We start from the raw sequence: 14314 nt of genomic DNA, 5'->3' as shown, positions 1-14314 counted from the left end.
GCAACGCTTCTGCGTGCTGTCCCGACCAGCGCCCAAGACTAACAGCTGAGCAAGAGTCAATCTGGCCTCTTGCCCAATCCTTACGCGATCTATGCTCCCCGCATGGAAGAAATTCTCGGTCTGGTCGAAGCCCGGCTACGTACGGTGCTGGGCGTCCCGGACGCGCGCGCGGCGGTGACTTTCCTGGGGACGGACCGCATCGAGGTGCTCCGTTTCCTGGACCCGGAGGGCGCGGCCGATGTGGTGCGCTACGTCACACTCGGGATGGCGGCGCAGCCGATGACCGATCCGTCGGCGGTGCTCGCCGATCCGGAGCGCGGACCGCGCGCCGAGCTGGTGCTTTCGGTACGGGCCGGGCTCGCCGACACCGACCAGGTGCTGCGCCCGCTGGCGGTGCTGGCCGCGTCTCCGCAGGTCGAGGGCGTGATCGTGGCTCCGGGCAGTTCGCTGGACCTCGGGGAGCCGCTGTGGCCGGGGGCGCCGTTCAGCTCCGTACTGGTCGGGGAGCCCGGCGGGCTGGTGGCGGACCTGGAGCTGGACGAGCCCCTGGAGCCCGTGCGGTTCCTGCCGCTGCTGCCGATGACGCCGAACGAGGCGGCGTGGAAAAGGGTCAGGGGCGCGCAGGAGCTTCAGGAGCGCTGGCTGGCGCACGGGACGGATCTGCGCGATCCGCTGCGCCGGTCCGTGGTGCTGGACTGACGCGGCGGAAGGCGCGGGGAAGCGGCGCGGCCGGGTGAGGGCGCGGCTGACGGAAAGGAGCCGCGTCAGTCGGCGAAGACCGGGACGCTGTCCCCGGTGGCGCGGGCCGGCTGGAGTTCCGCCGCCCTGTGGCCCAGCGCGGTACGCCTGACCCCGACGATGACGGCGCCCACGAGCGCCGCCGCGGCGGCGACCACGAACGGGATGTGGATGTCGCTCCACTCCTCGATCTTCGGGGCGAGGAAGGGCGCGGCGGCCGCCGCGAACCAGCGGACGAAGTTGTAGCCCGCGCTCGCCACCGGCCGGGGCGCGTCCGAGACGCCCAGCGCCAGCTCGGTGAAGACCGTGTTGTTCAGGCCGATGAAGGCACCGGAGACGATCGTCCCCGCCATGGCCGTGGCGTGGTTCCCGTATCCGAGGACCAGCAGGTCGACGGCGAGCAGGACGAGCGAGCCGCCCAGCACCTTGAGCGATCCGAAGCGCCTCTGGAGCCGCGGGGCGACCAGTACGGAGAAGACCGCGAGCAGCACGCCCCAGGCGAAGAAGGCCGCGCCGGACTTGTAGGGCGTCATGTCCAGCACGAACGGTGTGAAGGCCAGCACGGTGAAGAAGGCGTAGTTGTAGAAGAACGCCGAGGCGGCCGCCGACGCGAGTCCGCCGTGTCCGAGTGCCTTGAGCGGATCGAGCAGCGAGGTCTTCCGCGCGGGCCTGGGCTGTTCCTTGAGCAGTGTCGCGATACAGGCGAAGCCGATGGCCATCAGGGCCGCGGTGCCGAAGAACGGGTAGCGCCAGCTGGCGTCGCCGAGCAGGGCCCCCAGCAGCGGCCCGCAGGCCATGCCGAGGCCGAGGGCCGATTCGTACAGCAGGATCGCCGCGGCACTGCCACCGGCCGCCGCTCCGACGATGACGGCGAGCGCCGTCGAGACGAAGAGCGCGTTGCCCAGTCCCCATCCGGCCCGGAAGCCGACCAGTTCCGCTACGGAGGACGACGTACCGGACAGGGCGGCGAAGACGACCACGACGGCCAGTCCGGTGAGCAGCGTCTTGCGGCCTCCGATCCGGCTGGACACCCAGCCGGTGAGCAGCATGGCGACGGCGGTGATCAGGAAGTACGAGGTGAAGAGCAGGGAGACCTGACTGGGTGTGGCCTCCAGCCCCTTGGCGATGGACGGCAGGATCGGGTCCACCAGTCCGATGCCCATGAAGGCGACGACGGACGCGCCGGCCGTGGCCCATACGGCCTTCGGCTGACGGAGCAGACCGCCTGCTCCCGCTCCTTCGTCGAACGGATCCTCTCCGTGCATGAGGTATGTCCTCGCTCTCGGCCAGATCGTCGGGTGGGTCGTTGGGATATACACACGATAAGTTAGTCAGGCTAATGAGTGCAAGGTGCATCTATATCGCTCGGTCTCTGCTCGGGCCGGACGGGTGATCGTCCTTGACGCGGCGACGACCGGGGAGGACCGTGGGGCGCTATGAGGGGCGAACCCAGTTGCCCGAAGTGCGGTGGCCGGGTCAGGGCGCCCGGCCTCTTCGCCGACACCTGGCAGTGCGGCGCCCATGGCACGGTGTACCCGCTGCAACCCGTGATACCGCCCAGCGTCGAGGCCCTCGATGTCGTCGTGAACCGCGCGCGGGTCCCGGTCTGGATGCCCTGGCCGCTGCCCGTCGGCTGGCTGTTCAGCGGCGTGGCGTACGCGGGCGACGACCGCAGCGGAGGCCGCGCCACCGCCGTCGCCTGCTCGGGGCCCGGTCCGCTCGGCGGTTCGGGCGAACTGCTCCTGATCGCCGAGGAACTCGGCGTCGGACTCGGGGCGCGCTACGCGGGAATCGACGGCCCGGACCCGGGACCGGCCATCTGTGTCGACAAGCCACCGCAGGTCAAACTCCTGGCCGCGGGCCGGCCGACCCCGCTCTGGCATGTCGCCGACGCCCCGCGCGACCGCGCGGTCTTCGCGGGCGAGGCGCTCGGGCTGTGGCTGTGGGCGATCGTCTGGCCGGAGCAGTCGGGGCTGCTCCTCTACGACGAACTGGTGCTGACCGATCTGCGGGACGCGGGCGCGGAGGTGGAACTGCTGCCCATCGGGGCGCTGTCGCCGAGGCTGCTGTCCTGACGCGGACCCCGCCCGGGGCCGCGCGGGCGGCCCCGACGTGCGGTCCGGACCGCACGTCGGGGCCGTACAGGGGTGCCGTTACCCTGTGAGCGTCTTCTCTGTCCGCCCCGAACCCTCGGAGAACGCGTCGTGCGCATCGACCTGCACACCCACTCCACCGCCTCGGACGGTACGGACACCCCCGCCGAGCTGGTCCGTAACGCGGCAGCGGCCGGGCTCGACGTCGTCGCGCTCACCGACCACGACTCCACCCGGGGGCATGCCGAGGCGATCGCCGCGCTCCCGGGGCTCGACCGGCCCCTCACGCTCGTCACCGGCGCCGAACTCTCCTGCCGGATCGACGGCGTCAGCCTGCACATGCTCGCGTACCTCTTCGACCCGGACGAGCCGGAGCTGCTGAGCGAGCGCGAGCTGGTACGGGACGACCGTGTCCCGCGCGCCCGGGAGATGGTGCGCAAGCTCCAGGAGCTGGGCGTCCCGATCACCTGGGAGCAGGTGACGCGTATCGCGGGCGACGCCTCCCTCGGCCGCCCGCACGTCGCCACCGCCCTGGTCGAACTGGGCGTCGTCGAGACCGTCTCCGACGCCTTCACGGCCGACTGGCTCGCGGACGGCGGACGCGCGTTCGCGGAGAAGCACGAACTGGACCCCTTCGAGGCGATCCGCCTGATCAAGGCGGCCGGCGGGGTCAGCGTCTTCGCGCACCCGCAGGCCGTCAAGCGCGGTCAGGTCGTGCCGGAGTCCGCGATCGCGCGGCTCGCCGCCGCCGGCCTCGACGGCATCGAGGTCGACCACATGGACCATGACGAGCCGACACGGGCCCGGCTGCGCTCCCTGGGCGCCGAGCACGGGCTGCTGATCACCGGGTCCAGCGACTATCACGGCAGCCGGAAGTCCGTGGAGCTCGGTGCGTGCACCACCGATCCGGAGATGTACGGCGAGATCGCCCGGCGCGCTTCCGGCGCTTCCCCGGTGCCGGGCGCGGGCGCGTAAGTGCCGGCTCGTGCGCTCTCTCCCTCTTCCTCTCCCTCTTCGTGATCCGTGATCGTGGACCTTCCCGGGATCACGCCAATTTCTCCCGCCCTGTCGCCGGATGACGGGTGTCCGCCCTTCCCGGAGGGGCGCGGGGTATGCGACAGGCAGCGCCCCCGTACGGGTGATCCGTACAGGGGCGCTTCGTCTTCACGTCGAGGTGGTACCCAAGGGTTATGAGGCCGGGGATTCGGCCGGTCGGATATAGATGCGCTGGCCTATCGACGCGGCCTGCTGCACGATCCGATTGACGGAGGCGGCGTCCACGACGGTGCTGTCCACGGCGGAGCCGTCAACATCGTCGAGTCGCATGATTTCGAAGCGCACAGGCTTCTCCCTTCGTCTGATCCTCCTGCTGGAGAACTACTGGAGAGCTGGTGAGTGACAGGTGAACCCGCCGCTACCTCTCTCTCCAACGGGTTGCCCTCTGCAAACATTCCCTACGCTAAGGAAATTTTTCGGCTGACTAAGTACTGGCGGGTACGTTGCGCCCCTACTGGCGGGTACGGTGTCGTCCACACAGAATGAACCGCGTATGAACGAGGCAGAGATCAACCCAGAAGTCATCGAGATCGGCGCCCGTCTGGAGCGAACCAATGAGTTGCTCCAGCGCATGCTCGCCGAGGTCGCCAAGACTCCGTCCACTCATGCCATCTTCGTCGACGCCGGTTACGTCTATGCTGCGGCCGGATTGCTTGTGGCGGGCACCGAGGACCGGCGCTCCTTCGACCTCGACGCCGAGGGGCTGATCGAGGCCTTCATCGACAAGGCCAGGATCATCTTCGCGGACAGCCGGCTGCTGCGGGTCTACTGGTACGACGGCGCCAGGCGCCGTATCCACACCCCCGAGCAGCAGTCCATCGCGGAACTGCCCGACGTCAAGGTCCGGCTCGGCAATCTCAACGCCAACAATCAGCAGAAGGGCGTCGACTCCCTGATCCGGACGGATCTCGAATCGCTCGCCCGGCATCGCTCCATCAGCGACGCGGCGCTGGTCGGTGGCGACGAGGACCTGGTGTCGGCGGTCGAGGCCGCCCAAGGGTACGGCGCCCGGGTCCACCTCTGGGGTATCGAGGCGGGGGAGGGGCGCAACCAGGCCGAGCCACTGCTGTGGGAGGTCGACAGCCAGCGCACCTTCGAACTGGACTTCTGCAAGCCGTATGTCACCCGGCGCCCGGTCACCACGTACGAGCACGAGGGCGAGCCGCCGCCCACCCGCGACCAGGTCCGTTTCATCGGGGCGCAGATCGCGGCGACCTGGCTGGCGGAGCGGGGCCGGGACGCGATGGCCGAGCTGCTGCCGGGGCACCCGTACCTGCCGGGGCCGGTGGACCAGGATCTGCTGATCGAGTCGGAGAAGCTGCTCCACCGGTCGCTGCGGGGCCATGCGATGCTGCGGCGATCCCTGCGCGACGGCTTCTGGCAGCACTTGCAGGCCCAGTACTGAGCGGCAAGGCCCGCGCCGGTTACGGAGCGGTGCGGCCCGCGCCCGTATCGAGCGGTGAGGCCCGCGCCCAGTACCGGGCGGTGAGGCCCGTGCGGTACTGAACGGCGGGGCCCGTGCGGTCAGTAGCCGCCGTCCCAGAACTCCGTCAGCGCGGCGGCGGTCTCCAGCGGCCGGTCGGTGTTGGGGGAGTGCTGAGCGCCCGCGACGACCGTCCTGCGGGCCCTGAGCCGCACCGCCATCGAGTCGAACAGCGCCACCGGCCAGGTGTCGTCCCGCTCGCCCGACACCACGTGCTTGGGCAGCGGCTGTACGGCGGCCAACTCGTCCACCCGGTCCGGCTCCGTGACCAGTTGCCGACCGGTGGCGATCAGCTGGACCGGATTGGTCCGCAGCCAGCGCCCACGCAGATCGGTGCCGTCGACCGGAGTCTCCTCCGGCGGATCCATCGCCCGCATGGCGTCCCAGACCTGCTCCATCGTCATGGTCGCGAGCGCGTCGCCGAGCATCTTCAGCCGCTGCCGCTGGAGTTCGGAGACCTGCGCGGGCCCCGAGGACATCAGCGTCAGCGAGAGGAACGGGCTCCGTTCTATCAGCACGGCGGCGCGGGCGATCTGGCCGCCGAGCGAGTGCCCGAGAAGATGTACGGGAGTGTCGAGCGCCGACGCCTGCGCCAGCACATCTGCCGCCAACTCGCCCTGGTTGTAAGCCTCTTGGGCGTCAGGACCCTCGGTCTCGTACTGCCCTCGGCCATCCACGGCGACGGCCCGGTAGCCGGACTCGGTGAGCGGCTCCAGCAGCGCGATGAAGTCCTCCTTGCTCCCGGTGAACCCGGGGAGCAGGAGTACGGTCCCCTGCGGCACCCCGGTCGGCCGTGCGTCGAGCACGGCGAACCGCCCGCGACGGGTCGTCAGGGTGCGGGCATGGGCACAGGGGGGCGGGGTGAACGTGGGCGGCCGACTCATGCGACGAGGCTAACCGCGCGCCCGCGCGCCCCGCGCCGGGCCCCCGGTTCTTCCCGGGCGCCCGGCGGCCCCGGATACGCCGGCGGCCCGGCACCCCTGGTGGGGCGACGGGCCGTCGGGCGGTGCGTCCGTACGCCGGGCTCCGTACGGCGGTGCCGTATGCAGGCGCTCGTACATCAGCGTTCGTACGTGGGCTGCGAGCTGTCTGCCGTCGGCTGTCAGCTCTCGGTCTTGGCCACGGTCGTACGCGTACGGCGGCGGCGCGGCTTGGCCGGTGCCTCCGCCTCCGGTGCCTCCACCGCTCCAGCCGTCTCCGCTGCCTCCGGCGCCTCGGCGGCGGGCTTGGCGACGCGGGTGCGGCGACGGGGCTTCGACTCGGCGACGGGGGCCTCGGCCGCGTCGGCCGTGGCCTCCACGGCTTCGGCCTTGGGCTTGGCGACCCGGGTGCGGCGGCGCGGCTTGGTCTCGGCGACCGGAGCCTCGACGGGTGCCTCGACCACCGCGGCCGACTCGACCGTCTCCGCCACATCGGCCGTCCCGGCCGCGGGCTTCACGGCGCGGGTGCGGCGGCGGCGCGGCTTGGCCGGAGCCTCGGCCTCCGGCTCCTCGGCGACCGGCTCGGCCACCACCTCGGCGCCGGGGGTCTCCAGGACCGGCGTACCGGTCGCGGGAGCGGCCACGGCACCGCGGGTACGCCGACGGCGGCGCGGGGTGCGCGGCTCGGCCGGCTGCTCCGCGCCGTCCGGGGCCTGGACCGGCTCCACGGCCGGGACCTGCTGGTCCGTGGCGTCCAGCGGGGTCCCGCCACGGGTACGCCGACGCTGGCGCGGGGTGCGCGTACGGGCCGGGCGCTCCTCCCGTACCGCGGTGGCGGCGGACTTGCGGCCACGGCCGCCCGTCTCGCCGAGGTCCTCCACCTGCTCCGCCGAGAGACCGGCGCGCGTGCGCTCCGCTCGCGGCAGGACGCCCTTGGTCCCGGCGGGAATGCCGAGCTCCTCGAACAGGTGCGGGGAGGTGGAGTACGTCTCAGGCGGGTCCGGGAAGCCGAGGTCCAGCGCCTTGTTGATCAGCTGCCAGCGCGGGATGTCGTCCCAGTCGACGAGCGTGACGGCCGTGCCCGAGGCGCCCGCGCGGCCGGTGCGGCCGATGCGGTGGAGGTAGGTCTTCTCCTCCTCCGGCGACTGGTAGTTGATGACGTGGGTCACACCCTCGACGTCGATACCGCGCGCGGCGACGTCGGTGCAGACCAGCACGTCCACCTTGCCGTTGCGGAAGGCGCGCAGCGCCTGCTCGCGGGCGCCCTGGCCCAGGTCGCCGTGGACGGCGCCGGAGGCGAAGCCGCGCTGGGCGAGCTGGTCGGCGATGTCGGCGGCCGTCCGCTTCGTACGGCAGAAGATCATCGCGAGTCCGCGGCCCTCGGCCTGGAGGATGCGCGCCACCATCTCCGGCTTGTCCATGGAGTGGGCGCGGTAGATCCGCTGCGTCGTGTTGGCGACGGTCGCGCCCGCGTCGTCCGGCGAGGTGGCGCTGATGTGCGTGGGCTGCGACATGTAGCGGCGGGCGAGGCCGATGACCGCGCCAGGCATCGTCGCGGAGAACAGCATCGTCTGGCGCTTGGCGGGCAGCAGCTGGATGATCTTCTCGACATCCGGCAGGAAGCCCAGGTCGAGCATCTCGTCGGCCTCGTCCAGGACGAGCCCGCGCACATGCGCGAGGTCGAGCTTCTTCTGGCCCGCGAGGTCCAGCAGCCGGCCCGGGGTGCCGACGATCACGTCGACGCCCTTCTTGAGGGCCTCGACCTGCGGCTCGTAGGCACGGCCGCCGTAGATCGCCAGTACGCGGACGTTACGCACCTTGCCGGCCGTCAGCAGGTCATTGGTGACCTGCTGGCACAGCTCGCGGGTGGGGACGACCACCAGGGCCTGCGGGGCGTTCGTCAGCTGCTCGGGCACGGCCCGGCCGGACTCGACGTCCGCGGGGACGGTGACGCGCTCCAGGAGCGGCAGACCGAAGCCGAGCGTCTTGCCCGTGCCGGTCTTGGCCTGTCCGATGACGTCCTTGCCGGACAGCGCGACCGGGAGGGTCATCTCTTGGATGGGGAACGGAGACAGGATGCCGACGGCTTCTAGCGCTTCGGCTGTCTCGGGGAGGATTCCGAGGTCTCGGAAAGTCGTAGTCAGGGTGCTGCCTCTTCTGTGAGACGCGGCGCGAGGCGAACGCTGGGGGTCGTACCGCACCTGGGTACTCGGCCGGCCGTGGATTGGCCGGATGGCGCGGGACCACTGCCGTCGCTCGAGCGTCGTGCCGCTGAGGGGGCCCCTCATCTTGCGGGTCGTACGCAGCTGTGCGCACGGTCCGCGCGGAGGGCGGTCGGGGCGGAGCCGATCGGGCCACCGACCGGGCATCCTCGTGGGGCCTGTCCGAGGGAAACCCCTCGGACAAACACTGCGATGGCCCGCCGAAAAATCGGCAGGCGCATTATCACTGTACCCCGGAATCGCGCATGTGTGTCGGGCGAATTCGTCGGAACGGTGTGGCCGCTGTGTCTGACCAGGCCCTTACGGGGTGTGGCGGGCGGGCTATTCTGCGGTTCATGGAGACGCCCGACAACGCCACCGCACCCGCATCAGATGCCGAGGAACCCACCGGGATCGCCGCCCAGGACTGGGCCACGGCCTCAGCAGATCCGCAGTACCACGCGGCCGTCGTGGACCTGCTGGGAGCGCTGGCCTACGGCGAGCTGGCGGCCTTCGAGCGGCTCGCCGAGGACGCCAAGCTCGCGCCGACCCTGGCCGACAAGGCCGCGCTGGCGAAAATGGCCGCCGCGGAATTTCATCATTTCGAACAGCTGAATGACCGACTGAGCGCGATCGATGTCGAACCGACCGGCGCGATGGAGCCGTTCGCGAAGGCTCTCGACGATTTTCACCGCCAGACAGCGCCTTCGGACTGGCTGGAGGGCCTCGTCAAGGCGTACGTCGGTGATTCCATCGCCAGCGACTTCTACCGCGAGGTGGCCGCCCGGCTGGACACCGACAGCCGCGCGCTGGTGCTGGCCGTGCTGGACGACACCGGACACGGCAACTTCGCGGTGGAGAAGGTACGCGCCGCGATCGAGGCGGAGCCCCGGGTCGGCGGACGGCTCGCGCTCTGGGCGCGCCGGCTGATGGGCGAGGCTCTCTCCCAGGCGCAGCGCGTGGTCGCCGAGCGGGACTCGCTCTCCACGATGCTGGTGGGCGGGGTGGCGGGCGGATTCGACCTCGCGGAGGCCGGCCGGATGTTCTCCCGGATCACCGAGGCGCACACCAAGCGGATGGCGGCGCTCGGTCTGGCCGCCTGACCGGCGGCCGGGGGATCCGACGGACGTACGGCCCGCCTGACGACCGCTGATTCCGGACGCACCGCTGATGTGCCGGAGCTGATGTGCCGGACCTGATGTGCCGGACGCACCGCTGATGTGACGTACGACCGCCGGGCCGTACAGCACATCACCGGTGCGTCAGGAATCAGGACTGCATGGCTCCGTGGTGCAGTCGGCGGCGGCTCGCGGGGCGGATCAGCAGCGACAGCAGCACCGCCGACACCAGCAGCGCGCCGACGAGCGTCGCCAGGACATGGCCGGCGCCGAGCGCCATGTGCGTCACATACGCACCGAAGACGGCACCGACCGGCCCTGCGGTGAACACCGTCCTCTGGGCAGGAAGCCGGTGGGACAGCCGGTGGGCCGCTGCCCACGAGAGACCGAGTCCGAGCAGGACCGATCCAAGGACTTCCCAGATCACTGCTGATCACCTCATGACGCCGGGTGGGCACTGTGGTCAGGGCCTTGTGCGGCCCAGCACGTCACTACCCGTAGCGCGCTGAGCGCAACCCTTTCGAGACCACCGGACGGGACGGCTCCGCGCACAGCGAAAACGCGGACGGCGACGGCAGGGCGGACGCCCCGGGGAGAACAGCGGAATGGCCCGGCGGGAATCCCGCCGGGCCATTCCGGATGTCAGTGACGACAGTCACGACAGTGACTACAGCGCGCCGAATCCGACCCGCCGTGTCGTCGGCTCACCGATCTCCACATACGCGACCCGCTCGGCCGGTACGAGGACCTTGCGCCCCTTGTCGTCCGTGAGGCTGAGCAGCTGTGCCTTGCCGGCCAGCGCGTCGGCCACGGCGCGCTCGACCTCCTCGGCGGACTGCCCGCTCTCCAGAACGATCTCCCGGGGCGCGTGCTGCACGCCGATCTTGACCTCCACGGCTATGTCCCTCCGAACGGTCGCGTTGCGCGGTCAGCCGCGCGGTACGCAGCACACATTAGCCCGGGGAGACCACGTGGAAGACGCCGAGGTGAACGCCCGCAGCGAACACGTGCCTTCAGTGCTGCTCGGTGCCGTGCAGCGGGAAGCCGGCGATACCGCGCCAGGCCAGCGAGGTGAGGAGGCTGACGGCCCGCTCGCGGGGGATGGCGGACTCGCTGGAGAGCCAGTAGCGGGCCACCACCTGGGAGACGCCTCCCAGACCCACGGCCAGCAGCATGGACTCCTCCTTGGAGAGCCCGGTGTCCTCGGCGATCACGTCGGAGATCGCCTCGGCGCACTGGAGCGCGACCCGGTCCACGCGCTCGCGCACCGCGGGCTCGTTGGTCAGGTCCGACTCGAAGACCAGACGGAACGCGCCGCCCTCGTCCTCGACGTAGGCGAAGTAGGCGTCCATGGTCGCCTCGACGCGCAGCTTGTTCTCCGTCGTGGACGCGAGCGCCGTACGGACCGCCTGGAGCAGGTTCTCGCAGTGCTGGTCGAGCAGGGCGAGGTACAGCTCCAGCTTCCCCGGGAAGTGCTGGTAGAGAACAGGCTTGCTGACTCCGGCACGCTCGGCGATGTCGTCCATCGCCGCCGCGTGGTACCCCTGCGCGACGAACACTTCCTGTGCCGCGCCCAGCAGCTGGTTGCGTCGGGCGCGACGCGGCAGGCGCGTGCCTCGCGGGCGCGCCGCCTCGGTCTGCTCTATGGCTGTCACGCCGCCTCCCAAAATTCGTTCCGTGCGCGCTGTGCGCCGCTCCGCCATCGTACTTTTGGGTAACGCGACTGTGCGTGGTGAGTGCGCACAATTTCACGGACCGGACGGGTGTGGTAGTGGCTGCCGCCGGTTCGGCGGTTCAGCGGTAGTCCTCGTCCTCGTCCGCTTCGACCGCCCGTGCCTGGTCGGCCGCGTCCCCCTCGCTGGCCGTGGCCGGGTCGATCCGGGTGAGCGGCTCGTCGCCGTGCCGCCGTACGTCCGCGCGCTGCTCGGCGGCGTCGGCTTCGGGGACCTCCTCGGCCAGCTCGGCGTTCTCGCCGTTCGTCTCGAAGGTCTCGGGGTCCGTGGGGTCGACCGGCATGCAGTGCCCTTTCTCTTCGCGATGGAAGGGGGGCCGGGGCGCGCGCCCCTCTTCCCCCGAGCCTAGGAGCCGGGGATCCAGGGCGCCAGGCGGCCTGTGACCGCGAACACACGATTCCGGACGTGATCATCTCGTAACATTGCCGCATGTCGTCGACCGAACTGCCGGAAACCATTGCCGCCGCCGTGGCTCCGAAGGTGACTCCCGTACGGGTCGCGGAAGGGGAGACGCTCCGTTCCGTGGCGCTTCCCGGGCTGACGCTGACCGTACGGTCGCGGCCCGCGACCAGCGAGGGAGCGCCGCCCGCGCTGTACATCCACGGGCTCGGCGGGTCGTCGCAGAACTGGTCGGCGATGATGCCGTTCCTGTCGGACCGGGTCGACGGCGAGGCCGTCGACCTGCCCGGTTTCGGGGACTCGCCGCCGCCGGACGACGGCAACTACTCCATCACCGGTCATGCCCGCGCGGTGATCGGGCTGCTGGACGCGGGCGGACGTGGTCCTGCGCATCTGTTCGGCAACTCCCTCGGCGGGGCCGTCGCCACGCGGGTCGCGGCCGTCCGTCCCGATCTTGTGCGGACTCTCACACTGGTCTCGCCCGCGCTGCCGGAGATCAGGGTGCAGCGCACCGCCGTGCCCACCGCACTGCTCGCGTTGCCCGGTGTGGCCTCGCTGTTCCTGCGGTTGACGCGGGACTGGACGGCGGAGCAGCGCACCCGCGGGATGATGGCGCTCTGTTACGGAGACCCCTCGTCGGTCACCGAGGAGGAACTGCGGCACGCGGCGCAGGAGATGGAGCGCAGGCTTCAACTGCCTTATTTCTGGGACGCGATGACCTGCTCGGCTCGCGGTATCGTCAACGCGTACACGCTGGGCGGTCAGCACGGACTGTGGCGACAGGCCGAGCGGGTGCTGGCACCGACGCTGCTGGTCTACGGCGGGCGGGATCAGCTCGTTTCGTACCGTATGGCCCGCAAGGCGGCGGCCGCGTTCCGTGACTCCCGGCTGCTGACTCTCCCGGACGCGGGGCACGTTGCCATGATGGAGTATCCCCGGCAGGTCGCCCAGGCCTGCCGGGAACTCATCGACAACTACGACAGGGGCTGATCCCGGGCGTGGGACGACATAGCCGCAGAGGCTCCGTGCCTCAGGGCTCGCAGGGCACTGCCGGGCTCGCGGCCGGTGACCCGGAGCCGGAGGGGCCCGGACAGGGCCGGCGCAGACGGTCGGAGACCGGGCAGGACACGGAGCGCCAGGCGGGTGCGCCGCGGGGGACCCCCGCGCAGGGCACCCCCGTGGTCGGTGCCCCCGGCCGTGGACATCCCGGTCGCGGAACTCCCGCGCAGGACACCCCCGTACGCGGTGTGCCGCAGGCGCAGGCGCGCGGTGGGCATCCCGAGCAGCGTGAGTCAGGCGGCGGGTGGGGCTCCGAACAGCGTTACGGTGACCGGCCGGGCGCCGCGCGAGGTCCGGCGGTTGCGCCGCGGCAGAAGCGGCAGCCGACCGCTCCTTCGCCGTTGATACCGGGACCGCGACGGGAATTCATCGACGCGTTCGACTCCGATGCCTTCGACGCTCCGTCCTCGGAGCTCTCGTCGGGTTCCTCGGACTCCTCCTCCGGCTCGTCCCCGGGGGGCGCGCGGACCCTGTCGCGCGAGTCCGCTCCGGCAGCGCCGTCCGCTCCGTCCCCCGCCGTCGACGACCGTGAGGGCGAGGACCGTGAGGGCGAGCGGGCGGGCGGCCGGGTTGGCGACGGCATCGACGGTGGCCCGGACGCGGATCCGGCCGCGGAGCAGCCCGCCAAGGGCGGCAAGGGCCGCGCCTTCACCGGGATCGCCGCCGCGGCGGTGACCACCGTCCTCGCGGTCGTCGTGGCCGGGCAGGTCGCGGACGGCGGCGGTGACGGGGACAAGAGCGGCGCGCGGGCGGCCGGTGGCGTCGACCGTGGCGTCGGGAGCGACGACGCCTCCCGCTCGGTGGGCGGAGAGGGGCCGAAGCAGCGCGAGGCACCGGTCAAGCCCGCCACGTACGAGCAGTTGATGGCCGAACAGTTCCCGCTCGACCCGAAGCTGAAGGCGTCGGGTGATTTCGCCGCCGTTCCCGGTCTCGCCAAGGCGCCCGGCAAGGGGCAGAAGTTCCGCTACCGCGTGGACGTCGAGAAGGGCCTCGGCCTCGACGGCACGCTGTTCGCCGACGCCGTCCAGAAGACCCTGAACGACGACCGGAGCTGGGCCCACAACGGCGCCATGACCTTCGAACGGACCACCAGCGGCGAAGCCGACTTCGTGATCACGCTGGCCAGTCCGGGGACCACGGCCTTCTGGTGCGAGAAGTCCGGCCTGGACACGACCGTCGACAATGTGTCCTGCGACTCCGCCTCGACCGAACGCGTCATGATCAACGCCTATCGCTGGGCGCAGGGAGCGGAGACCTTCGGCGCCAAGGCGATGTTCCCCTACCGGCAGATGCTCATCAACCATGAGGTCGGACACCGGCTCGGATACAACCATGTGAGCTGCCAGACCCCCGGCGCGCTCGCCCCGGTGATGCAGCAGCAGACGAAGTCGCTGGATATCGGCGGGATCAAGTGCGAGCCGAACCCGTGGGTGTTTCCCGGCAGTTGACAGGAAACGCGGTCCCGGCAGCTGAGACGGCCGTCTCGTCGCGCGTTGACATCGGACGCGGGGTCG

The 14314-nt window shown here is 71.0% G+C and carries 14 protein-coding genes and 1 pseudogene; 7 read left to right on the top strand and 8 right to left on the bottom strand.

Annotation, left to right across the window (positions count from 1 at the left end):
* Positions 1 to 102 precede the first annotated feature (102 nt).
* Positions 103 to 699 carry a suppressor of fused domain protein gene (locus tag ACIOJD_RS03065; protein ID WP_401907912.1) on the top strand — a complete coding sequence of 199 codons (597 nt, stop codon included), beginning with the start codon at positions 103 to 105 and terminating at the stop codon, positions 697 to 699.
* Positions 700 to 764: 65 nt separating this feature from the next.
* Here ACIOJD_RS03065 and ACIOJD_RS03060 read toward each other — a convergent pair whose 3' ends face one another.
* A complete protein-coding gene (locus tag ACIOJD_RS03060; RefSeq protein WP_401907911.1) occupies positions 765 to 2003 on the bottom strand; it encodes an MFS transporter in 1239 nt (412 codons plus the stop codon).
* Between the two features lie 171 nt (positions 2004 to 2174).
* On the opposite strand from ACIOJD_RS03060, the gene ACIOJD_RS03055 reads away from it, so the two are divergent.
* Together ACIOJD_RS03055 and ACIOJD_RS03050 are read left to right on the top strand one after the other, a co-directional pair.
* Positions 2175 to 2813 (top strand): DUF6758 family protein, encoded by a 639-nt coding sequence (locus ACIOJD_RS03055; protein WP_401907910.1) that lies wholly within the window; start codon positions 2175 to 2177, stop codon positions 2811 to 2813.
* A 129-nt stretch (positions 2814 to 2942) separates the two neighbouring features.
* On the top strand, positions 2943 to 3806 hold the full coding sequence (locus tag ACIOJD_RS03050; RefSeq protein WP_401907909.1) for a PHP domain-containing protein: 864 nt from the start codon (positions 2943 to 2945) through the stop codon (positions 3804 to 3806).
* Positions 3807 to 4019: 213 nt separating this feature from the next.
* On the opposite strand, the gene ACIOJD_RS03045 is transcribed toward ACIOJD_RS03050, so the two are convergent.
* Positions 4020 to 4172, bottom strand: a complete 153-nt coding sequence (locus tag ACIOJD_RS03045) for a hypothetical protein (protein WP_401877431.1) — start codon at positions 4170 to 4172, stop codon at positions 4020 to 4022.
* 208 nt (positions 4173 to 4380) lie between these two features.
* Between ACIOJD_RS03045 and ACIOJD_RS03040 the strand changes: the two genes are divergently transcribed.
* A complete protein-coding gene (locus ACIOJD_RS03040) occupies positions 4381 to 5292 on the top strand; it encodes an NYN domain-containing protein (protein ID WP_401907908.1) in 912 nt (303 codons plus the stop codon).
* Positions 5293 to 5411: 119 nt separating this feature from the next.
* Here the strand turns inward: ACIOJD_RS03040 and ACIOJD_RS03035 are convergent, their stop codons facing one another.
* Together ACIOJD_RS03035 and ACIOJD_RS03030 are read right to left on the bottom strand one after the other, a co-directional pair.
* Entirely contained in the window at positions 5412 to 6254 is an 843-nt protein-coding gene (locus ACIOJD_RS03035) for an alpha/beta fold hydrolase (RefSeq protein ID WP_401907907.1), read from the bottom strand.
* A 779-nt stretch (positions 6255 to 7033) separates the two neighbouring features.
* Positions 7034 to 8578: pseudogene (locus ACIOJD_RS03030) on the bottom strand (DEAD/DEAH box helicase); the annotation flags it as partial.
* 269 nt (positions 8579 to 8847) lie between these two features.
* On the opposite strand from ACIOJD_RS03030, the gene ACIOJD_RS03025 reads away from it, so the two are divergent.
* The gene (locus ACIOJD_RS03025; RefSeq protein ID WP_401907906.1) at positions 8848 to 9594 is read left to right on the top strand and encodes a ferritin-like fold-containing protein; all 747 of its coding nucleotides are present in this window, start codon (positions 8848 to 8850) and stop codon (positions 9592 to 9594) included.
* 166 nt (positions 9595 to 9760) lie between these two features.
* Here ACIOJD_RS03025 and ACIOJD_RS03020 read toward each other — a convergent pair whose 3' ends face one another.
* From ACIOJD_RS03020 to ACIOJD_RS03005, 4 genes are all read right to left on the bottom strand, one after another.
* Positions 9761 to 10036: a hypothetical protein gene (locus ACIOJD_RS03020; RefSeq protein WP_401907905.1), complete on the bottom strand. Its 276-nt coding sequence runs from the start codon at positions 10034 to 10036 to the stop codon at positions 9761 to 9763.
* A 240-nt stretch (positions 10037 to 10276) separates the two neighbouring features.
* A complete protein-coding gene (locus tag ACIOJD_RS03015) occupies positions 10277 to 10504 on the bottom strand; it encodes a DUF3107 domain-containing protein (RefSeq protein ID WP_046500385.1) in 228 nt (75 codons plus the stop codon).
* 118 nt (positions 10505 to 10622) lie between these two features.
* A complete protein-coding gene (locus ACIOJD_RS03010) occupies positions 10623 to 11264 on the bottom strand; it encodes a TetR/AcrR family transcriptional regulator (RefSeq protein ID WP_401907904.1) in 642 nt (213 codons plus the stop codon).
* A gap of 139 nt (positions 11265 to 11403) precedes the next feature.
* Complete coding sequence (locus ACIOJD_RS03005) at positions 11404 to 11625, bottom strand: hypothetical protein (RefSeq protein WP_401907903.1); 222 nt, start codon at positions 11623 to 11625, stop codon at positions 11404 to 11406.
* Between the two features lie 146 nt (positions 11626 to 11771).
* Here ACIOJD_RS03005 and ACIOJD_RS03000 point away from each other — a divergent pair, with 146 nt between their 5' ends.
* Both ACIOJD_RS03000 and ACIOJD_RS02995 read left to right on the top strand, forming a co-directional pair.
* On the top strand, positions 11772 to 12731 hold the full coding sequence (locus ACIOJD_RS03000; protein ID WP_401907902.1) for an alpha/beta fold hydrolase: 960 nt from the start codon (positions 11772 to 11774) through the stop codon (positions 12729 to 12731).
* 35 nt (positions 12732 to 12766) lie between these two features.
* Entirely contained in the window at positions 12767 to 14248 is a 1482-nt protein-coding gene (locus ACIOJD_RS02995) for a DUF3152 domain-containing protein (protein WP_401907901.1), read from the top strand.
* Positions 14249 to 14314: the final 66 nt, after the last annotated feature.

Origin of the sequence: Streptomyces sp. NPDC088116 (genome assembly GCF_044741745.1) — a bacterium.
In the GTDB taxonomy this organism is placed as follows: domain Bacteria; phylum Actinomycetota; class Actinomycetes; order Streptomycetales; family Streptomycetaceae; genus Streptomyces.
This window is presented reverse-complemented; position numbering and strand designations above follow the sequence as displayed.